Here is an 18,633-nt window from a genome sequence, read left to right on the forward strand (position 1 = left end):
GACGCAGCGGAGGTGACCCTCGCTCCCTCGGGGCACCCGGCCGGTGCGCGTCTCAGTCCGGGTCGACGCCGGCGTAGGCGTGCGCGAACCAGCGCCGCAGCAGCGGGTCGCGCTGCAGCGACGACACCCAGCCCTCACGCAGGCCGAGACCGAAGCCGTCGCGCTCGTCGCCGGCGCCCGGGGGTGCGGAGATGACGCGCAGGAACCAGTCCGAGAACGCCTCGGTCCGCCAGATCACCGGCAGGCGGGTCGCGCTGTACGCCGCGGCGCGCGTCCCGTCGCCGCGGTGGCGCTCGATCAGTCCGTGGGCGAGCTCGACGGCGTCGCCGATCGCGAGGTTCATGCCCTTCCCGCCGGCCGGGGTGATCAGGTGCGCGGCGTCGCCGACGAGGAAGACGCGCCCGTGCTGCATCGGCGTCGTCACCCGCACGCGGAGATCCAGCGCGTCGACCTCGGGCAGCTCGACGTCCTCGAGGGCATCGCCGACCCCGAGCCGGAGTCCCAGCTCCTCGCGCAGGCGCGGCACCGGCCAGTCGGCGGGCGACTGGTCGCCCGGCACCTCGAGGTAGAGCCGCGTGACGTCGGGCAGGCGGCGCATGTGGGCCGCGTAGCCGCGGGGGTGGGCGGCGTAGATCGTGTGGTCGACCAGCGGCGGCGTCGCGGCGCTGATGACGAGCCAGCGCATCGGGTGCCGCCGGTCGTGCCGGGTGACGTGCCCGGTCAGGGACCGCGCGACCGCGCTGCCGGCACCGTCGCTGCCGACGACCACCTCGGCGTCGATCTCCTGCTCGCCGTCGGGCCCCGTCGTGATCACGCGCGCGCCGGACGCATCCTGGTCGATCTTCTCGACGCGCTGGGAGAACAGCACCGTCCCCCCGCGCTCGAGGAACGACCCGGCCGCCCGGGCCACGAGGTCGTGCTGGGGGAAGACCCGGTGCGGGCGGTCGCCGGTGATCTCGGCGTAGTCGACGAGCACGGACTCCTCGGCGGTGCGGAACTCGCAGCGCCGGTTGACGTCGGAGAACGCGAGCACCTCCGGCGCCAGCCCCTCGGCGGTGAGCAGCTCGACCGTGCGGTGCTCCACGATCCCGGCCTTCGGCTGCTTCCCCAGCTGGTCCGGCGGCTGCTGCTCGACCACGACCGTGTCGATCCCGGCCCGCTGCAGCAACCACGCCAGCACCAGCCCCGCCGGCCCCGCGCCCACCACGACGATCTCCGTCCGCACGGCACCAGCTTCACCCGGCGCGGGTCGGGCGCGCAGCGCGGCTCCCGGTCGTCGGGAGACCGCTCGGCTACCGGCGCAGCGTCGCCGACGGCGCCTCGAAGAACCGCTCCCGGTAGGCGGCGGCGAAGCGCCCGAGGTGCGAGAACCCGTGCCGCATGGCGATCGCCGCGACGCCGTCGCCCGGGGCGGCGGCGAGCAGGTCCTCGCGGGCGGCCTCGAGGCGCCGGTCCCGCAGGTAGGCCATGGGCGTCGTCCCGAGCTCGCGGCGGAACGCGGCGTGCAGGGCGCGCTCGCTCGTGCCGGCGCACGCCGCCAGGTCCGCCACGGTGAGCGTCCGGTCGTGGGCCGACGCCACGAGGTCGAGCACCCGGCGCAGCACCCGCCGCGGGGCGGGGGCGGACTGCCGGAAGATCCGGTCGCGGTGGTTGTGGCGCGTGCCGAGCAGCAGCGCGGTCACCACGGCGTGCTCCACCTCGGCGGTCAGCACCGCCGGGACCTGGTCCGACGCGTGCGCGAGCAGCTGGCGCAGGCTCGCCACGGCCCCGACGACGGCGCGCCCCGTGCCGTCGACCTCCAGGCCCGGCTCGAACACCAGGGGCGCGTCGGGCGCGTCGTCGACGAGGGCCCGCAGCCCGCGTTCGAGCCGGTCGCGGTCGATCGCGACCATGAACTGCTCGGTGCCCGCCGCCCAGCGCATGTCGACGCGCCCGGCGTAGTCGAGGACGACGGCGCGGCCGCGGTCGCCGGTGGTGCTCCGTCCCCCGGTGGCGAAGGAGACCGCGCCACGCGGGACGAAGCTGATCGTCACCCACGGGATCGGCGGGGTGCAGGTGACCGTTACGGGCGAGCGGTAGCGGGAGCGCAGCACCCCGACCCCGCCGACGCGCCGCCACGAGACGGCGGCGTCGAAGTCCTCCGGGTCGTCGTCGACGGTCATCGCGTGGCCGCAGCCGAGGAACTCGATCGTCCGCGAGCGGGCCAGGGCGGGGTGCGAGGTGCGGATGTCGACGGTGTCCGCGTCACCGAGCTCGGGGCGCGCCAGGTCCTCGGTGAAGGCGAGCGACATCTCCTGTCCTCCTCCCGGACCCCGGGGCGGGAGCCCCTGCAGGAAGCGGCCGAGGGCGGCGGTCAGCGGATCGTGCCCGGCCCGGCGCGCTTCGTAGTGTCCGCTGTCACATCCTGACAGGAGGACCCATGACCGTCACCGACGTCGACCCCTCCACCCCGGCGGTCCGGCAGTGGGACGCGGGCGACGGCGCGATCGCCTACCGGCGCGCCGGGCAGGGCCGGCCGGTGCTCCTGCTGCACTCGGCGGGCGGCGCGAACGAGTGGGGCCCGCTGCAGCTCGGGCTCGCCGGCGTCGGCGACCTGGTCGCGCCCGACCACCCCGGCTTCGGCCTGTCCGACGACCTGCCGGAGCTGCGCACGGTCGACGACCTCGTCTACCACTACCTCGACCTGCTCGACGCCCTCGGACTGGACCAGGTCGACGTCGTGGGCATGTCCTTCGGCGGCTGGGTGGCCGCGGAGCTGGCCGTGCACTCGCCGGAGAAGGTGCGGCGTCTCGTGCTCGGCGCGGCGGCCGGGCTGCGGATCCCCGAGGACCCGATCGCCGACCTGTTCCTCATGAACCCGCCGCAGCTGCTGCGCGCGCTGTTCCACGACGACTCGCTGGTGGACGCGGCGCTGTCGGTGACGCCCACGACCGACCAGATCCTCGCGACCTACCGCGACCTCGGCGCGACGGCCCGCTTCGCCTGGCACCCGTTCATGAACAACCCGAAGCTCGAGCGCCGGTTGCACCGCATCACCGCGCCGACCCGCGTCATCGCCGCCGGCGAGGACCGCCTGGTCCCGATGGCCCACGCGCGCCGCTACGCCGAGCGGATCCCGGACGCCGAGCTGGTCGTCGTCGAGGACTGCGGCCACGCCCTGCACGGCGAGAGACCGACCGAGGTCACCGCCGCCGTCGTCACGCACCTGGGGAGCTGAGAATGAAGGTCAACTTCTTCCACCTGATGCCCTACCCGTACCTGCCCGACGACTTCGACGACGTCGAGAAGTACCCGTCGCCGTCCCTGACCTTCTCGAACGCCCACTTCGACCCGGCGATCGGCGTCGACCTCTACCACCGCTACCTCGACGAGCTCGAGTACGCGGAGACGGTCGGGTTCGACGGCGTCGTCGTCAACGAGCACCACCAGTCGGCCTACGGGACGATGCCCTCGCCCAACATCATGGCCGCGGCGCTGGCGCGACGCACGAGCCGCGCGACGATCATGGTGCTGGGCAACGCGATCCCGCTGCGTGGCAACCCGCTGCGGGTGGCCGAGGAGATCGCGATGCTCGACCACCTCACGAAGGGCCGGCTGCTCTCGGGCTTCGTGCGCGGGATCGGCTGGGAGCACTTCGGGCACAGCGTCAACCCCGCCGACTCGCGGACCCGCTTCAACGAGGCCCACGACCTGATCAAGAAGGCGTGGACGGAGCCCGGGCCGTTCAGCTGGTACGGCGAGCACTACGAGTACCGCTACGTCAACATCTGGCCCCGTCCGCTGCAGCAGCCGCACCCGCCGATCGCGGTGCCCGGCGCCGGGAGCCCGGAGACGATGCGGTGGGTCGCCGAGAACCACTACACCTACGTCTCGGTGTACGCCCCGACCCGCGTCGTGAAGACGTGGTTCGACGGCTACCGCGGCGCGGCCGCGGACCTCGGCTACGTCCCGGAGCCCGAGAAGATCGGGATGGCGCTGCCGATCTTCGTCGGGGAGGACGACGCGTCGGCGCACCGCGAAGCCCGCCCGTACGTCGAGTGGCTGTTCCACCGCGGGCTGCGCCAGGGCCTCGAGATCGTCTTCCCGCCCGGTTACATGAGCCCGGCGGCGATGAAGGGGCTGCTCAAGGCAGGCCTCAAGCCCTATCCGGAGCTCTCCTACGAGGAGCTCCTGGAGCACGGGTACGTCGTCGTCGGCGGGCCGGAGCAGGTGCGCAACAAGCTCGGCGAGCTGCGCGACGAGCTCGGTTTCGGCCAGCTCATGGCCATGCTGACCATCGGAGCGATGCCCGCCGAGATGGTCCGGCGCAACACCGAGATCTTCGCGCGGGAGGTGATCCCGGAACTGACGAAGGTCCCCGTCACGTCCTGAGGAGTTACACGCGGCAACCGGCGCGCAGTCCGGAGGCAATCACCCCGCAACGCACCCCGCCCATCGTGGGATCACAGCCGAGCGACGCGGGGAGCGATCATGGAGTTGTCGGGCGGGCACTGGCCGGTCGTCGTCGTGGGCGGCGGTCAGGCGGGGCTGTCGATGAGCCGGTGTCTGGGCCGACGCGGGATCGAGCACGTCGTCCTGGAACGCTCCGAGGTCGCGCACTCGTGGAAGACCTACCGGTGGGACACCTTCTGCCTGGTCACGCCCAACTGGCAGTGCCAGCTGCCGGACTTCCCCTACGCCGGCGACGACCCGCACGGGTTCATGGTCCGCGACCAGATCGTCGACTACCTCGAGGCGTACCGGGCGTTCGTCGACCCGCCGATCGTCGAGGGCGTCGAGGTCACCCGGCTCACGCGCGACGACCGCGGCACCTACCACCTGCAGACGAGCGCCGGTGACCTCACCGCCGACCAGGTCGTCGTCGCGACCGGCGGGTACCACACGCCGATCACGCCCCCGATGTCCGAGCCGCTGCCCGGCGGGATCACGCAGGTGCAGTCGCAGGACTACAAGTCCGGCGCGCAGCTGCCGCCCGGCGAGGTGCTCGTGGTCGGGTCGGGGCAGTCCGGCGCCCAGATCGCCGAGGACCTGCACCTCGAGGGCCGCCGGGTCCACCTCGTCGTCGGCGACGCGCCCCGCGTGGCCCGGTTCTACCGGGGGCGCGACGTCACCGACTGGCTCGCCGAGATGGGCTACTACGACATGCCCGTCACCGAGCACCCGCGTCGCGAGGCGGTCCGCGCCCAGGCCAACCACTACGTCACCGGCCGCGACGGCGGGCGTGACATCGACCTCCGGAAGCACGCCGCCGACGGGATGGCGCTCTACGGCCTCATGACCGACCACCGCGACGGCGTGCTGTCGTTCGAGCCCGACCTCACCGAGCGGCTCGACCACGCCGACGAGGTGTCGGAGTCGATCAAGGACACGATCGACAAGTACATCGCCCGAGAGCAGGTCGACGCGCCGGTCGAGGAGCGCTACACGCCCGTGTGGACCCCCGGCGAGGAGACCACCGAACTGCGCCTGGCCGACACGGGCATCACCTCGGTGGTCTGGTGCATCGGGTTCCGGCAGGACTTCCGCTGGGTCGAGGTCCCGGTGTTCACCGGGCGCGGCGCCCCGACCCACGCCCGCGGCGTCACCAGCGCGCCGGGCCTCTACTTCCTCGGCCTGCCGTGGCTGTGGACCTGGGGCTCCGGGCGCTTCTCCGGGGTCGGCCGCGACGCGGAGTACCTCGCCGAGCGCATCCGATCCCAGCGCGGCCTGACGGGCACCGGCCCGCGCGGCGACGTCTGCAACGTCCTGGCGCTGGGGTCGTAGGGGTCAGCCCATCGCCGACGGGTCCATCCAGACGACCTCCCAGACGTGGCCGTCCGGGTCGGCGAAGCTGCCGCCGTACATGAAGCCGTGGTCCTGGGCGGGCTTCCACTCGCGCCCGCCGTTCGACAGCGCCGTCGACACCATCTGGTCGACCTCCTCGCGGCTGTCGGCCGAGAGCGCGAGCAGCACCTCGGTGGTCTTCTGCGCGTCGGCGACGTCGCCGACGACGAACTCCGCGAAGTGGTCGGGCGTCGCCAGTAGGACGGAGACGTTGTCGGCGATCGTCACCGCGAGGCTCTGCTCCCCGCTGAACGCCTCGTTGAACGAGAAGCCGAGCTTGCCGAAGAAGTCGCGGGAGACGGCGACGTCGGCGACCTGCAGGTTCACGAACAGACTGCGCATGGCGGGGTTCCCCTCTGGAGTGGCGCTTTCTGCGTCCGACGGATACTGTTTACAGCAGACACAGTAAAGCGGACAAGAGGAAAAGTGATGACCCAGGACGGCACCGCCGGCGTCCTCCTCTGGCACCCGGCGCCGCCTCCCGCGCGCGGTCCGCGGCGGGGCGTCAGCCTCGCCGACATCGCGCGGGCGGCGATGGAGGTCGCCGACGCCGAGGGCTTCGACGCGGTGTCGATGCAGCGGGTCGCGTCGCGGCTGCACCTCACCAAGATGGCGCTCTACCGGTACGTGTCGGGCAAGCCCGAGCTCACCGCGGTGATGCTCGACGAGGCGGTCGAGGAGCCGCCGGTGCTCACGGGCCCCTGGCGGGCCAGGGCCGAGGAGTTCGCCCGGCTGCTGTCGGCCGTGTGGACCCGTCATCCCTGGATCCCGCAGAACACCGTCGGCGACCGGCTGATGGGGCCGCGGGAGGTGGGCTGGGTCGAGGCGGCCGTCGACATCTTCACCGGCACGGGCCTCGAGCCCGCCGAGCGTCTCGACGCCGCCTCGATGCTGTTCGGGCAGATGCGCGTCGTGCACTCCGCCGCCGCGTCCGGCACGCGGCCCTGGACCGTCGACGACGAGCACGACCCCTTGATGCGGCGCCTGCTCGGCGAGCGGGCCGACCGCTACCCCGCGATGCTCGCCGCGATGGAGGCGACACCCGGCCGCCCCACGGGTGACGTGACGACGACCTTCGGCCTGACCTGCCTGCTCGACGGCCTGGAACGCGTCATCGACGCCCGCGCGGGGTGACCACGTGCGTGTGTCAGCGAAGTGCCGTTACGGACACTCAGCGTCTGTGACGGCACTTCGCTGACACACCGGGGAGCCTCTAGGCCGACGGTGCGCCGGACGGATCCGGGTGGCCCGGGGTGTTCGCCGGCGCCGGCGGGGTCTGGGGCGTCTGCGGCGTCTGGTCGCCCGTCGACGGCACGGCGCCGCGGTGGCGCGGGAGCCCGAGCGACTGGCGCCTCTGCGAGGCCTCGCGCATCTTCTTGGCGGGCAGCGAGAGCCGCCAGATCGAGCGCGTGGCCTGCCAGAACTGCCGCGGGAACGAGCCCGTGGTGTAGGGCAGCTCGTACTTCTCGCACAGCGCGCGGACGCGCTCCTGGATCTCCGGGTACCGGTTCGCCGGCAGGTCCGGGTACAGGTGGTGCTCGATCTGGTAGCCCAGGCTGCCGGACATCACGTGCATGAGCCGGTTGCCGGTGAAGTTCGCCGAGCCGAGCAGCTGGCGCAGGTACCACTCGCCCTGCGTCTCGTTTTCCAGCTCCTCCTCGGTGAACACCTCGGCGCCGTCCGGGAAGTGCCCGCAGAAGATGATCGCGTACGACCACACGTTGCGGATGAGGTTCGCGGTGAGGTTCGCGGTGGCCGTCGGCGCGAAGTTCTTGCCGGTCAGTGCCGGGAAGAGGATGTAGTCCTTGCCGACCTGGCGGGCCTGCTTGACCAGGATCCCCCGGAACTTCCGCTTGAACTCCTCCGGGTCCTCGAGCTGCCACTTGACGAGGCCGTCGATGTCGAGGTCGTGGAGCGAGACGCCGTACTCGAACGCCAGCATGAGCATGGCGTTCACGACCGGCTGGGTCAGGTAGTACGGGTGCCACGGCTGGTCGGACCGGACGCGCAGGATCTCGTACCCGACGTCCTTGTCCTTGCCGATCACGTTCGTATACGTGTGGTGCAGGTAGTTGTGGGAGTGCTTCCACTGGTCGGCGGGGCAGACGTTGTCCCACTCCCACGTGGCCGAGTGGACCTCCGGATCGTTCATCCAGTCCCACTGGCCGTGCATGACGTTGTGGCCGATCTCCATGTTCTCGAGGATCTTGGCCACGGAGAGCGTCAGGGCGCCGGCCCACCACAGCTCGCGCCGGTGGCTGCCGAACAGCATCGCCCGGGCGGCCACGTTCAGCCGTCGCTGGATGGTGATGAGGCGCCGGATGTAGGCGGCGTCCTCGTCACCGAGCTTCTCCTCGAAGTCGGCGCGGATCTGGTCGAACTCGCGTCCGAGGGCCTCCACGTCGGCTTCGCTGAGGTGGGCGAACTCCTTGACGTCCGCGATGGCCATGGGCGTTCCTCCGTTGTCGGATCCGGGTCGGGAGCTGGACGTCGGCTAGATGTCGAGGACGACGTCGCCGGCGGCGGCGCCGATGCATGTCTGGATCTTGATGGCGTCCCAGTCGGCGCCACCGCTGCCGTCGGCCTTGTGCTCGGTGCCGTCGCGCAGGTCGCGCACGACGCCCTCGCGCAGCGGGACGACGCAGGTGTGGCAGATGCCCATCCGGCAGCCGAACGGGAGCTGCAGGCCGGCCTGCTCGCCGGCCTCCAGCAGCGTGGTCGCGCCGTCGATCTCGACCTCGACGTCGGACTGCGCGAAGCGGACCGTGCCGCCCTCGGTCTCGCCGCCGGCCAGGTCGACCGAGAAGCGCTCCAGGTGCAGCTGCTCCTCGAGACCGGCGTCGGTCCAGACGCGCTCGGCCTCGTCGAGCAGGGTGTTCGGCCCGCACACCCAGGCCTGGCGCTCGCGCCAGTCGGGGCAGAGGTCGGTGAGGTTGTCGAGGTCGAGGTGACCGTCGCTGCGGGTGTACTGCTTGTGCAGCCGCAGGTTCTCGTGCTTCTCCGCGAGCTGGTCGAGCTCCTCGCGGAAGATCAGGCTCTCCTCGTCGGGGGCCGAGTGCGCGACGAGGACGTCGGGCATCGTGCCGCGGCGGTCGAGCGTGCGCAGCATCGCCATGATGGGCGTGACGCCGCTGCCGCCCGTGAGGAAAAGGATCTTCTTGGGGGGCGGGTCGGGCAGGACGAACTCGCCGCGGGGCGGGGCCAGCCGGACGATGGTTCCGGGCTCGAGGCCCTCGACGAGGTGCTTCGACAGGAAGCCCTCGGGCATCGCCTTGACCGTCACCGACAGGTGGCCCTGGTCCTTCCGGGGCGGCGAGGTCAGCGAGTAGGACCGCCAGTGGAAGCGGCCGTCCACCGACACGGCGATGCCCACGTACTGCCCGGCCTGGTGGTCGAACGACCAGCCCCAGCCCGGCTTGATGACGAGGGTGACCGCGTCGTCGGTCTCGGGCACGACCTTGACGACCTTGCCTCGCAGCTCGCGCGCCGACCAGAGCGGGTTGATCAGCGACAGGTAGTCGTCGGGCAGCAGGGGTGTGGTGAATCGGGAGGCGACCTTGCGCAGGCGACGGACCCCTCGGGGCAGTCGTCCAGGAGTGGTGCCCTCGGCATCGCTCACGGTGCTCACCTCCACGACACTACACGGAACCGGCGGTACCGGGAACCGAGAGTCACAGCAACGGTGCTGTCCGGCTCCGGATTGACCCGATGCGGACGTCACGAAACACCGCCAGGTGTCATATGTCGTCCGGGGCTGTCACGAGCGTCGGACACTACGGTGGCGGCCCGTGGACACCGGGCACGCGATGACCATCGGGGTGCTCGCGCGCCGGGCGGGCATGACGGTGCGCAACGTCAGGGCGCACGCCGCCCGCGGCCTGCTCCCGCCCCCGCACCTGCAGGGGCGCACCGGGTACTACGGGCCCGAGCACCTCGCCCGCCTCGACCTGATCACCCAGCTGCAGGACCAGGGCTTCGCGCTCTCGGCGATCGAGCGGCTGGTCGCCTCCACCCCGCGCCAGTCGGCGGAAGAGGCGCTCTCGCAGTACCTGCACATGCTCGCGCCCTGGGCGCCGGAGCCGGCGCTCGAGATGGGCGCGGGCGAGGTGCCGGGGTGGCTCGGCGTGGAGGTCACCGCACCGACGTGGGACGCCCTGGTCGCGGCGGGCCTGCTCCAGCGGCTCGGCCCCGACCGCGTGCGCATCCCGAACCCCGGTCTCGTGCGCGCCGGCGCCGAGGCCGTGCGCCTCGGGATGCCCGTCGAGGCGCTCGTGGTGATGCGCGAGGAGCTGACCACGCACGTCGGTGCGATCACGGCGCGGTTCGTCGACCTGTTCCGCCGCACGGTCTGGGCCGAGTACGCCGGCAACGGGTTCCCCGCCGACGGTCACGGCCAGGTCCGCGACGTCGTCGGCGCCCTGCAGCCCGTCGCCGCGCAGGCCCTGCTCGCCACGTTCCGGGAGTCCATGCCGGCGGCGATCTCGCTGTTCCTCGACGAGGTGTCGGACGCGTTCGAGAAGGAGGGACCCGGCCGGGGCGAGGGTCGGGCAGACTCGGGCCGGTGAGCGAGACCACGGTCGGCCCCGACGTCACGGATCTCGCGCGGGCCCGCGACGGCGACGACGCGGCGTTCGGCCGCCTCGTCGCGCCGCTGCGCCGGGAGCTGCACGCCCACTGCTACCGCATGCTCGGATCGGCCCACGACGCCGACGACGCGTTGCAGGAGACGCTCGTGCGGGCCTGGCGCAAGCTCGCCGGCTTCGAGGGACGCAGCACGCTGCGCACCTGGCTCTACACGGTCGCCACCCGCACGTGCCTCGACCAGGTCGACGCCCGCGGCCGCCGCGCCCTGCCGATGGACCTCGGGCCCGCGAGCGAGCGGCCGGTGACCGGCGACCTCCCGCTCACCGAGGTCGCGTGGCTCGGCCCCTACCCCGACGAGCCCGGCGCGCGGGCCGAGGAGCGCGAGGCCGTCGAGCTCGCGTTCGTCGCGGCGCTGCAGCACCTGCCCGGCAACCAGCGCGCGGCGCTCGTGCTGTTCGAGGTGCTCGGCTTCTCGGCCGCCGAGATCGCCACGACCATGGACACCTCGACGGCCTCGGTGAACTCGGCGCTCCAACGGGCGCGGCGGCTGGTCGCGGAGAAGGTGCCCGACCCCACCCAGCAGCGCACCCTGCGCGAGATCGACGACGCGCGGCTGCGCGAGGTCGTCGCCGGGTACTCCGCGGCCCTGGAACGGGGGGACGCCGACGCGCTGGTCGCCCTGCTGACCGAGGACGTCACCTGGTCCATGCCGCCGATGGGTCACTGGTACGCCGGGATCGAGCGCGTCGCGGCGTTCGCGCGGGCGGTGCCGCTGTCCGGCGACTGCGGCACGTGGCGCCACCTCGCCGTCACCGCCAACGGCCAGCCCGCCGTCGCGTCCTACCGGCGCCCGCCCGAGGACCCCGACGACGCCCCGTGCCGGCCGTGGTCGATCGACGTGCTCACGCTGCGCGGCGAGCAGATCGCGGCCGTCACGTCGTTCATCGGCGCCGAGCACCACGCGGCGTTCGGCCTGCCGGACTCCCTGCCGTGACCGCGAACGCCGCGCAGCACGAGGCCTGGAACGGCGCGACCGGCGCGATCTGGACCTCGTGGGCCGACCGCTTCGACGCGGGCGTCGCCGAGCACCACACCGTCTTCCTGGACGCCGCCGAGATCGCACCGGCCGAGGCCGTCCTCGACGTCGGCTGCGGGGCCGGGCGCACCTCCCTCGACGCGGCCCGCGCCGCGGTCAACGGCCCGGTGACCGGCGTCGACATCGCCACGGGCCTGCTCACGATCGCGCGGCACCGCGCCGTCGAGGCCGGCGTGCCCAACGTCGTGTTCCGCGAGGCCGACGCCCAGACCCACCCGTTCCCGCCGGGCGACCTCGACGTCGTCGTGAGCCGCCACGGGAGCATGTTCTTCGCCGATCCCGTGGCCGCGTTCGCGAACCTCGCCACCGGCCTGCGCCACGGCGGGCGGCTCTGCCTGCTGACCTGGCAGGGCATCGAGCACCAGGAGTGGATGCGCTCGTTCCTCGCCGCCGCCGGGGTGCGGAACTCCCCGCCGACCGACGCCCCGAGCCCGCTGTCGCTGTCCGACCCCGCCCGCGTGCACCGGATCCTCGGGGCCGCGGGCTTCGCCGACGTCACGCTCACGGCTCACCGGGCGCCGATGTGGTACGGCGCCGACGCCGACGATGCGTTCGCGTTCGTCGCGGACCTGCAGGCGGGCCTGCTGGGCGACCTGCGCCCGGAGGCCCGCGAGCGCATCCTCGCCGCGCTGCGTGCCGACGTCGCCGCCCACGAGGGTCCCGACGGCGTCACCTACGACTCCGCGACGTGGATCGTGCGGGCCCGCCGACCCTGAGGCCGCCTGACGCCGGACGGGCCTGGCCACTACGGCGGACGACGCCTTACGCCGGGTCCGCCCCGCTGTGAGGCTGGACTGTTCCACCGTCGACCTCCGGGGGACGTCCGATGAGCTCACCGACCACCGACCCGACCTTCTACCGCTCGCCCGCCGAGGCCGCGGCCGCGCCGCCGGAGGAGCTCGCGTACGTCGCCGCGTTCGACCGGGCCGGCGTGCAGCCCGACGCGATGGCCGTGGTCGACGTGAACGCGCGCTCCGAGCGCTACGGGAGCGTCGTCGGGTGGGCCGAGCTGCCGGCCGGTGCCGAGCTGCACCACTTCGGCTGGAACGCCTGCAGCAGCGCGCTGCAGCACGAGGGTCACGACATGAACGGGCTGTCGCGCCGGTACCTGCTGGTCCCGGGCCTGCGGTCCTCGGACGTGCACGTCCTCGACACCCACCCCGACCCGCGCGCGCCCACGCTCGTGAAGACGATCAGCGCGGCGGAGCTCTCGTCGAAGGCCGGCTACTCGCGCCCGCACACGCTGCACTGCGGACCCGACGGCGTGTTCCTGACCTGCGTCGGCGGCCCGCTCGACGACCCCGACGGCCCCGGCGGGATCGCGCTGCTCGACCACGGCACGTTCGACGTCGTCGGCCCGTGGGAGACCGACCGCGGACCCCAGCACCTCCACTACGACGCCTGGTGGCACCTCAACCAGAACGTGCTCGTCTCCAGCGAGTGGGGCAGCCCGTCGATGATCGAGGACGGGCTGGTGCCCGAGGCCCTCCTCGGCGGGCGGTACGGGCACTGCCTGCACTTCTGGGACCTCGCGAAGGGCGTCCACCAGCAGAGCGTCGACCTCGGCGCCGAGCAGCAGATGGTGCTCGAGATCCGCCCCTCGCACGACCCCGAGGCGACCTGGGGCTACGTCGGGGTGGTCATCTCGACGGCCGACCTCTCCGCGTCCGTGTGGCGGTGGCACCGCGCGGACCCCGCCGGTCCGTGGCAGGTCGACAAGGTCATCACGATCCCCGCCGAGCCTGCGGACGCCTCGCTGCTCCCGCCCGCACTGCAGCCCTTCGGCGCGGTCCCGCCGCTGGTCACCGACATCGACCTCTCGGTCGACGACCGCTTCCTCTACGTGTCGTGCTGGGGCACCGGGGAGCTCAAGCAGTTCGACGTCAGCGACCCGGCACAGCCGCGCGAGGTCGGCTCGGTGCGCCTCGGCGGGATCGTCGCGCGCCGTCCGCACCCGGCCCGTCCCGACGAACCCCTGGCCGGCGGCCCGCAGATGGTCGAGGTGAGCCGCGACGGCCGCCGCGTCTTCGTCACGAACTCGCTCTACGGCGCGTGGGACGACCAGTTCTACCCCGACGGCGTGGGCGCCTGGATGGCGAAGCTCGACGTCGGCCCGGACGGCGGCCTCACCCCGGACCCCCGGTTCTTCCCGCACGGCGACGAGTTCCGCGGCCGGCGCGTGCACCAGGTGCGGCTCCAGGGCGGGGACGCCTCGTCGGACTCGTACTGCTACCGGTCCTGAGTCACCGGACCGTCGTCTCCGTCCGTGCGAGCTTCGCCGACATCGGGGTGTCGGGGAACGAGCGCACGGTGCGCTTGAGCTCGGCGAACCCGCCCCACTGCGCGAGCGTCTCGACCGCGTCCCACAGCCGCAGCGCGTCGTCGCCCGTCGGCGGGGCGTCGATCACCGGCCCGAAGAGCGCCGGGCCGTCGGGCGGGCTGAACGAGAGGATCGGGGTGCCGACCCCGCCGCCGCAGCGCGCCGCGGCCTCCTCGGTCTCGGCCCGCAGGTCGTCGTCGCGGGAGGTGTCGTCGGCGGCGGCCGCGAGGTCGGCGGGCAGCCCGGCGCGCTCGAGCGCGGGGCGCAGGTCGCGGCGTCGGGCCATCTCGTGCATGACCGCGTCGAAATCGTCGCCCTCGGGCGGCTCGGCGTCCCAGACGAGCTCGCCGAGCGCCGTGTAGAGGTTGCCGACCACGTCGGGACCGTGCGCCTCGCGCGCGGCGTGCACGACGCGCAGCATCTCGAGGCCGCGGACGTGGCTGTCGGGGTACGCCGGCGACGCCTTCTTCCGCTCCTCGTAGCTGATCTCCTCGTTGAGGATCGCCAGCGACAGCGGCCGCCACGTCACCGCGAGCGGGCGCTTCTCGGCCACCTCCACGACCCACCGGGACGTCACCCAGCAGAACGGGCAGATCGGGTCGAAGAAGAACTCGAGTCGGTCGGACATGCGTGGGGCTACCCGGTCGTGCCGCCCGCACCGACGCGCGGGCCGCCGGCCTGCTCGTAGAGGTTCCAGATGAGGCCGCCGGTCGTGTCGTACCCGCGCATCACCGGGGCCGGCGCGGCGGGCGCGGCCGGTGCCGGCGGAGCGACGGTGACGGCGGCCGACGGGGCGAGGAGCACCCCGAGGAGCACAAGGGCACCACCCACGACGAGGTACGTCACGGTGGTGAGCAGGGTGCGCACCTCGGGCCACACCGGCCGCGCGGCAGGCACCTCGAAGGGCTGGGAAACCGAGGTCATCGCAGTCATCTCCCCCGACGTCGTTGCTGTCGATCACACATCGACCTGATGCCGGCCGCTGTTAGCCCGTTCGCCGTAGTGCTCGTTGTCGTCCGGGGCACACACGGACCGCCGCCCCCCAATCCCCGACCGAGAACGCTTCGGTTTTCGAAGCGTTCGCTCCGGAGTCGGCCTCCTCTCCCGACCGAGAGCGCCACCCATCAGTCCCCGACAACGCTTCGGTTTTCGAAGCGTCCGCACCGGAGTCGGCCTCCTCCCCCACGGGGTACGCCCGGCCCGTGACTCCCGGAACCGCCCGGCGGCTGTGGGCCCTCGACGGGGCGCGGCTGACGCTCGACCGGGCCGACATGCTCGACGGCGCCGCGCCCGAGCCGGTCGAGCTGGTGGTGCCCAGCTTCCTGGTCGAGCACGACGACGGGTTGGTGCTGATCGACACCGGGCTCGCGCCCGAGGCCGCCGACGACCCGGTCGCGACCTACGGCGCCGAGCTCGGGGAGAAGGTGCGGATGGCGCCGGCGCAGCGGCTCGACCGCCAGCTCGCTGGGATCGGCGTCGACCCCGGCGACGTCACCCACGTCGTGGTCTCGCACGTGCACTTCGACCACACCGGCGGGTTGCGCCACGTCCCGCACGCCCGGTTCGTGCTGGGCGCCGGTGACCGCGGCGCGGTCGACGGCAGCGACGCGGACGTGGCCGCGCTCGCCCGGGCCGAGGACCTCGACCCGGTCCGGGACGCCGACTGGACCTTCCCCGACGGGGACCTCGACCTGTTCGGCGACGGCGCGGTGACCGTGCTCGCGATGCGAGGGCACACCCCCGGGAACACGAGCGTGCTGGTGCGGTCGGACGGCGGTCCGCTCCTGCTCTCCTGCGACACCGCGCACCTGCACGAGGCCCTCCACCGTCCGGCGCCCATGGCCGCCGACACCGTGCGGGCCGACGCGCTCGCGTCGCTGCACCGCCTCATCGGCCTCGCCGCGACCCACGACGCCCCGGTCTGGGTCACCCACGACCCCCAGGACTGGGCGCGCTCCGGCGCGCCCGGCGAGATCAGCGGAAGCCCGCCGTGCCCGTGATCAGCACCCGTTTCCCGGCCAGGCGGCCGGCGCGGGGAGTGGTCGTGGACGCGGTGGGCGCGATGCCGGTGCTCGTGCCCGGAGTGTGCGCACTTTGACGCGGGGCCGTCAATCGGCCGAACCCTGACGCCGCCGGTGGACGGGCCATTGACACCGGCGCAAACTGTATCCACTGTGGGTACGAACCCACGGACACCGACGACCCGGGAGCCGCGGCGTGATCGAGCTGACCGACATCGCCTACGTGCGCTCCGGCGCGCGCGACCTCGCGGGCGCGGTGCGCTTCGCCACCGACGTCGTCGGCCTGGAACTGGTCGACGGGGGCGAGCCGGGTGTCGCCCACCTGCGCGCCGACGCCCGGCACCACTGCCTGGCCCTCGTCGACGGCGCGTCCGGCGTCATCGCCTCGGCGTTCACCGTCGCCGACCCGGGCGCGCTCGCCCTCGCCGAGACGGAGCTGGAGACGCGGGGCTTCCGGGTGTGGCGCGGGTCCGCGGCCGACGCGCGGTCGCGGCGGGTGAGCGAGGTCGTCGGGTTCGACGACCCGTTCGGCAACCGCATCGAGCTGGTGTGCGGCCAGCAGGTCCTCGGACGACCGGTGACCTACGGGCGGGGCGCGGGGATCACCGAGTTCGGCCACCTCTGCCTCGACGCCCCCGACGTCGCCGAGGCCCACCGCTTCTGGTCGACGACGTTCAACGCCCGCGCCTCGGACTGGATCGGCGACGCGGCGTGCCTCATGCGCATCGACGAGGTCCACCACAAGCTCGCGGTGTTCCGGGGCGACGAGCCCGGCCTCTGCCACATGAACTTCCAGGTCGCCGAGCTCGACGACGTCTTCCGGAGCTGGCACTTCCTGCAGGCCCGCGACGTCGTCATCGAGATGGGCCCGGGCCGGCACCCGCAGTCCGGCGCGGTCTTCCTGTACTTCCTCGGCCCAGAGGGCCTGACCTACGAGTACTCGTACGGCGTCCGGCGCATCACCGACGAGGCGGCGTGGCGGCCGCGGTTCTTCGATCCCGCCGAGCCCGGCTCGATCGACATGTGGCTCGGCCCGACCCAGAAGCCGCTGACACAACCCCAGGGCCCCCAGCCACAGCTCCTTCCGGAGGGTGTCCGCCCATGATCTTCGTGACGCACGCGCTGCCCGTGAACTCCCCGGGCGAGCCGCTGATCACCCGCGACGCCCTGTGGGAGGGGCTCGTGCGCAAGGCCGAGAACGCGCTGCCGTTCGTCCCCGCGATCACCGACTGCACGGTGACCGCGCGGTACAGCGACACGGTCTTCGACCGCGACATCGTGCTCCAGGGCGAGCGGTTCACCGAGCGCATCACCCTCGAGCACCCGCACCGGGTCGTGTTCACCCGCCTCGCCGGGCCGGTGCTCGGCACGATCGCCAACGAGATCGAGGGGGACACTTCGGACGCGCTCACCCTGCGCTTCAGCTTCGCCCTGGTCGTCGCCGGCGAGGCCGGCGGGTCGGCAGGCGAGCAGGCCCACGCCGACCGGATGACCGGCATGTACCGCGCCGCGGTCGCGGCCACGCTCGACGCCGTGCGCAAGATCGCCGCCGGCGCTTCCGTCTGACCGATCAGAGGAGCCTCCCGTGTCCGACTGGATCACCGACTACTACGCCGACGTCGACGCGCTGCGCCTGGAGCCGTTCGTCGCCCGCCACGCCGAGGACGCCGTGGTGGTCTTCGGCAACCAGCCGCCCACCCGGGGCATCGCCGCGATCCACGACGCCTTCGAGGGCTTCTTCGGGATGATCGGGGGGATGCGCCACGAGGTGCACCACCGGTGGGACGAGAACGAGGGCAACACCGTCATCCTCGAGGTGACGACGCACTACACCACGAAGGGCGGCGCCCACGTCCCGCTGCCGTGCGTGTCGATCCTCGACCGCGACGCCGCGGGCAAGGTGACGTCGCTGCGCATCCACATCGACCTCGCGCCGCTGTTCGCGGCCATGGCGAGCGAGGCACCGGCAGCCTCCGCCGGGGAGCCCGTCACCACGTGACACGGGCCCTCGCCGAGTGCGCAGCGTGACCGGCGTGCATACACTTCCGGGCGTGTCGATCGGCGAGCTCCTCGGTGGCCGTGAGGGGCTGCGCATCGCCGACCCCCGCCAGACCAGCGTCAGCGTCCACGCCTACCTGCGCGACCTGATCATCTCGGGCGACCTCCCGCCCGACACGCAGCTCAAGCAGGCCGAGCTCGCCCGCGTGCTGGCGGTCTCCCGCACGCCGCTGCGCGAGGCGTTCCGCATGCTCCAGGAGGAGGGGCTCATCTCGGCCGAGCCCAACCAGCGCAGCCGCGTGCTCGGGCTCGACGCCGAGGCGCTCGACTCGCTCTACGCCGCGCGCGTCACGCTCGAGTCGCTCGGGGCGCGGATCACCGCCGGCGGGCTGAGCCGCGAGGAGATGCGCAGCGCGACCGCCGCCTTCCGCGAGATGGAGCGCACCTACCGGGCCGGCGACATGGCCAGCTGGACGGTCGCGCACCGCGGCTTCCACCGGCTGATGGTCGGCCACTGCGGCGCCACCGTGCTGCGGACGATCAACTCCTACGCCGAGCAGAGCGAGCGCTACGTGCGCATCGACCAGGCGCAGCACCGCCACGACTTCGCCGCCCGCCAGCGCGAGCACCAGGCGATCTTCGACGCCGTGCGCGACGGCGACGCGCGGGCCGCCGTCGCCGAGATGTCGGCCCACCTCGCCGGCACGGCCCGGCGGGTGGTGGAGGGGCACGCCCCGGGCCACGGGACGCCGTGCGTCGACGCGGCCCTGGCCCTGCTGAACGGCGCGTAG

20 protein-coding genes are annotated in these 18,633 nt (G+C 73.0%); 13 read left to right on the forward strand and 7 right to left on the reverse strand.

Annotated elements, in window-relative coordinates:
• Nucleotides 1–52 precede the first annotated feature (52 nt).
• Both ACR9E3_RS18865 and ACR9E3_RS18870 read right to left on the reverse strand, forming a co-directional pair.
• The gene (locus tag ACR9E3_RS18865) at nucleotides 53–1,225 is read right to left on the reverse strand and encodes an FAD-dependent monooxygenase (protein WP_460382049.1); all 1,173 of its coding nucleotides are present in this window, start codon (nucleotides 1,223–1,225) and stop codon (nucleotides 53–55) included.
• A gap of 67 nt (nucleotides 1,226–1,292) precedes the next feature.
• Nucleotides 1,293–2,291 (reverse strand): AraC family transcriptional regulator, encoded by a 999-nt coding sequence (locus ACR9E3_RS18870; RefSeq protein WP_460382050.1) that lies wholly within the window; start codon nucleotides 2,289–2,291, stop codon nucleotides 1,293–1,295.
• A gap of 128 nt (nucleotides 2,292–2,419) precedes the next feature.
• Between ACR9E3_RS18870 and ACR9E3_RS18875 the strand changes: the two genes are divergently transcribed.
• From ACR9E3_RS18875 to ACR9E3_RS18885, 3 genes are all read left to right on the forward strand, one after another.
• Complete coding sequence (locus ACR9E3_RS18875) at nucleotides 2,420–3,217, forward strand: alpha/beta fold hydrolase (protein WP_460382052.1); 798 nt, start codon at nucleotides 2,420–2,422, stop codon at nucleotides 3,215–3,217.
• Nucleotides 3,218–3,219: 2 nt separating this feature from the next.
• Nucleotides 3,220–4,371 carry an LLM class flavin-dependent oxidoreductase gene (locus ACR9E3_RS18880; protein ID WP_460382053.1) on the forward strand — a complete coding sequence of 384 codons (1,152 nt, stop codon included), beginning with the start codon at nucleotides 3,220–3,222 and terminating at the stop codon, nucleotides 4,369–4,371.
• 99 nt (nucleotides 4,372–4,470) lie between these two features.
• Nucleotides 4,471–5,763 carry an MSMEG_0569 family flavin-dependent oxidoreductase gene (locus tag ACR9E3_RS18885; RefSeq protein WP_460382054.1) on the forward strand — a complete coding sequence of 431 codons (1,293 nt, stop codon included), beginning with the start codon at nucleotides 4,471–4,473 and terminating at the stop codon, nucleotides 5,761–5,763.
• 3 nt (nucleotides 5,764–5,766) lie between these two features.
• Here the strand turns inward: ACR9E3_RS18885 and ACR9E3_RS18890 are convergent, their stop codons facing one another.
• Nucleotides 5,767–6,165: a VOC family protein gene (locus ACR9E3_RS18890; RefSeq protein ID WP_460382055.1), complete on the reverse strand. Its 399-nt coding sequence runs from the start codon at nucleotides 6,163–6,165 to the stop codon at nucleotides 5,767–5,769.
• An 87-nt stretch (nucleotides 6,166–6,252) separates the two neighbouring features.
• Here ACR9E3_RS18890 and ACR9E3_RS18895 point away from each other — a divergent pair, with 87 nt between their 5' ends.
• Nucleotides 6,253–6,957 carry a TetR/AcrR family transcriptional regulator gene (locus ACR9E3_RS18895; RefSeq protein WP_460382056.1) on the forward strand — a complete coding sequence of 235 codons (705 nt, stop codon included), beginning with the start codon at nucleotides 6,253–6,255 and terminating at the stop codon, nucleotides 6,955–6,957.
• A 79-nt stretch (nucleotides 6,958–7,036) separates the two neighbouring features.
• On the opposite strand, the gene ACR9E3_RS18900 is transcribed toward ACR9E3_RS18895, so the two are convergent.
• Complete coding sequence (locus ACR9E3_RS18900) at nucleotides 7,037–8,272, reverse strand: fatty acid desaturase family protein (RefSeq protein WP_460382057.1); 1,236 nt, start codon at nucleotides 8,270–8,272, stop codon at nucleotides 7,037–7,039.
• Between the two features lie 45 nt (nucleotides 8,273–8,317).
• The gene (locus ACR9E3_RS18905; protein ID WP_460382058.1) at nucleotides 8,318–9,442 is read right to left on the reverse strand and encodes a ferredoxin reductase; all 1,125 of its coding nucleotides are present in this window, start codon (nucleotides 9,440–9,442) and stop codon (nucleotides 8,318–8,320) included.
• A gap of 169 nt (nucleotides 9,443–9,611) precedes the next feature.
• On the opposite strand from ACR9E3_RS18905, the gene ACR9E3_RS18910 reads away from it, so the two are divergent.
• From ACR9E3_RS18910 to ACR9E3_RS18925, 4 genes are all read left to right on the forward strand, one after another.
• On the forward strand, nucleotides 9,612–10,388 hold the full coding sequence (locus ACR9E3_RS18910; protein ID WP_460382059.1) for a MerR family transcriptional regulator: 777 nt from the start codon (nucleotides 9,612–9,614) through the stop codon (nucleotides 10,386–10,388).
• On the forward strand, nucleotides 10,385–11,401 hold the full coding sequence (locus tag ACR9E3_RS18915; RefSeq protein ID WP_460382060.1) for a sigma-70 family RNA polymerase sigma factor: 1,017 nt from the start codon (nucleotides 10,385–10,387) through the stop codon (nucleotides 11,399–11,401). The genes ACR9E3_RS18910 and ACR9E3_RS18915 overlap by 4 nt, the downstream gene beginning before the upstream one ends.
• A complete protein-coding gene (locus tag ACR9E3_RS18920; protein WP_460382061.1) occupies nucleotides 11,398–12,219 on the forward strand; it encodes a class I SAM-dependent methyltransferase in 822 nt (273 codons plus the stop codon). The genes ACR9E3_RS18915 and ACR9E3_RS18920 overlap by 4 nt, the downstream gene beginning before the upstream one ends.
• 110 nt (nucleotides 12,220–12,329) lie before the next feature.
• The gene (locus ACR9E3_RS18925; protein ID WP_460382062.1) at nucleotides 12,330–13,745 is read left to right on the forward strand and encodes a selenium-binding protein SBP56-related protein; all 1,416 of its coding nucleotides are present in this window, start codon (nucleotides 12,330–12,332) and stop codon (nucleotides 13,743–13,745) included.
• 1 nt (nucleotide 13,746) lies between these two features.
• On the opposite strand, the gene ACR9E3_RS18930 is transcribed toward ACR9E3_RS18925, so the two are convergent.
• Nucleotides 13,747–14,451: a mycothiol-dependent nitroreductase Rv2466c family protein gene (locus ACR9E3_RS18930; protein WP_460382063.1), complete on the reverse strand. Its 705-nt coding sequence runs from the start codon at nucleotides 14,449–14,451 to the stop codon at nucleotides 13,747–13,749.
• Nucleotides 14,452–14,459: 8 nt separating this feature from the next.
• Nucleotides 14,460–14,747 (reverse strand): hypothetical protein, encoded by a 288-nt coding sequence (locus ACR9E3_RS18935; protein ID WP_460382064.1) that lies wholly within the window; start codon nucleotides 14,745–14,747, stop codon nucleotides 14,460–14,462.
• A 278-nt stretch (nucleotides 14,748–15,025) separates the two neighbouring features.
• On the opposite strand from ACR9E3_RS18935, the gene ACR9E3_RS18940 reads away from it, so the two are divergent.
• From ACR9E3_RS18940 to ACR9E3_RS18960, 5 genes are all read left to right on the forward strand, one after another.
• Nucleotides 15,026–15,823, forward strand: coding sequence for an N-acyl homoserine lactonase family protein (locus tag ACR9E3_RS18940; RefSeq protein WP_460382065.1), 798 nt, complete (start codon nucleotides 15,026–15,028; stop codon nucleotides 15,821–15,823).
• Between the two features lie 217 nt (nucleotides 15,824–16,040).
• Nucleotides 16,041–16,949: a VOC family protein gene (locus ACR9E3_RS18945; protein ID WP_460382066.1), complete on the forward strand. Its 909-nt coding sequence runs from the start codon at nucleotides 16,041–16,043 to the stop codon at nucleotides 16,947–16,949.
• Complete coding sequence (locus ACR9E3_RS18950; RefSeq protein ID WP_460382067.1) at nucleotides 16,946–17,410, forward strand: SRPBCC family protein; 465 nt, start codon at nucleotides 16,946–16,948, stop codon at nucleotides 17,408–17,410. The genes ACR9E3_RS18945 and ACR9E3_RS18950 overlap by 4 nt, the downstream gene beginning before the upstream one ends.
• A 19-nt stretch (nucleotides 17,411–17,429) precedes the next feature.
• The gene (locus ACR9E3_RS18955) at nucleotides 17,430–17,843 is read left to right on the forward strand and encodes a nuclear transport factor 2 family protein (RefSeq protein ID WP_460382068.1); all 414 of its coding nucleotides are present in this window, start codon (nucleotides 17,430–17,432) and stop codon (nucleotides 17,841–17,843) included.
• A 52-nt stretch (nucleotides 17,844–17,895) separates the two neighbouring features.
• The gene (locus ACR9E3_RS18960) at nucleotides 17,896–18,633 is read left to right on the forward strand and encodes a GntR family transcriptional regulator (RefSeq protein WP_460382069.1); all 738 of its coding nucleotides are present in this window, start codon (nucleotides 17,896–17,898) and stop codon (nucleotides 18,631–18,633) included.

The organism is Actinomycetospora sp. C-140 (genome assembly GCF_054796175.1).

Excerpts from the sequence above, each read along its gene's own strand:
- ACR9E3_RS18935 (WP_460382064.1), bottom strand. The coding sequence starts at position 14,747 with ATGACCTCGGTTTCCCAGCCCTTCGAGGTGCCTGCCGCGCGGCCGGTG.
- ACR9E3_RS18900 (WP_460382057.1), bottom strand. The coding sequence starts at position 8,272 with ATGGCCATCGCGGACGTCAAGGAGTTCGCCCACCTCAGCGAAGCCGAC.
- ACR9E3_RS18950 (WP_460382067.1), top strand. The coding sequence starts at position 16,946 with ATGATCTTCGTGACGCACGCGCTGCCCGTGAACTCCCCGGGCGAGCCG.
- ACR9E3_RS18880 (WP_460382053.1), top strand. The coding sequence starts at position 3,220 with ATGAAGGTCAACTTCTTCCACCTGATGCCCTACCCGTACCTGCCCGAC.
- ACR9E3_RS18925 (WP_460382062.1), top strand. The coding sequence starts at position 12,330 with ATGAGCTCACCGACCACCGACCCGACCTTCTACCGCTCGCCCGCCGAG.
- ACR9E3_RS18930 (WP_460382063.1), bottom strand. The coding sequence starts at position 14,451 with ATGTCCGACCGACTCGAGTTCTTCTTCGACCCGATCTGCCCGTTCTGC.
- ACR9E3_RS18875 (WP_460382052.1), top strand. The coding sequence starts at position 2,420 with ATGACCGTCACCGACGTCGACCCCTCCACCCCGGCGGTCCGGCAGTGG.
- ACR9E3_RS18885 (WP_460382054.1), top strand. The coding sequence starts at position 4,471 with ATGGAGTTGTCGGGCGGGCACTGGCCGGTCGTCGTCGTGGGCGGCGGT.
- ACR9E3_RS18895 (WP_460382056.1), top strand. The coding sequence starts at position 6,253 with ATGACCCAGGACGGCACCGCCGGCGTCCTCCTCTGGCACCCGGCGCCG.
- ACR9E3_RS18890 (WP_460382055.1), bottom strand. The coding sequence starts at position 6,165 with ATGCGCAGTCTGTTCGTGAACCTGCAGGTCGCCGACGTCGCCGTCTCC.
- ACR9E3_RS18870 (WP_460382050.1), bottom strand. The coding sequence starts at position 2,291 with ATGTCGCTCGCCTTCACCGAGGACCTGGCGCGCCCCGAGCTCGGTGAC.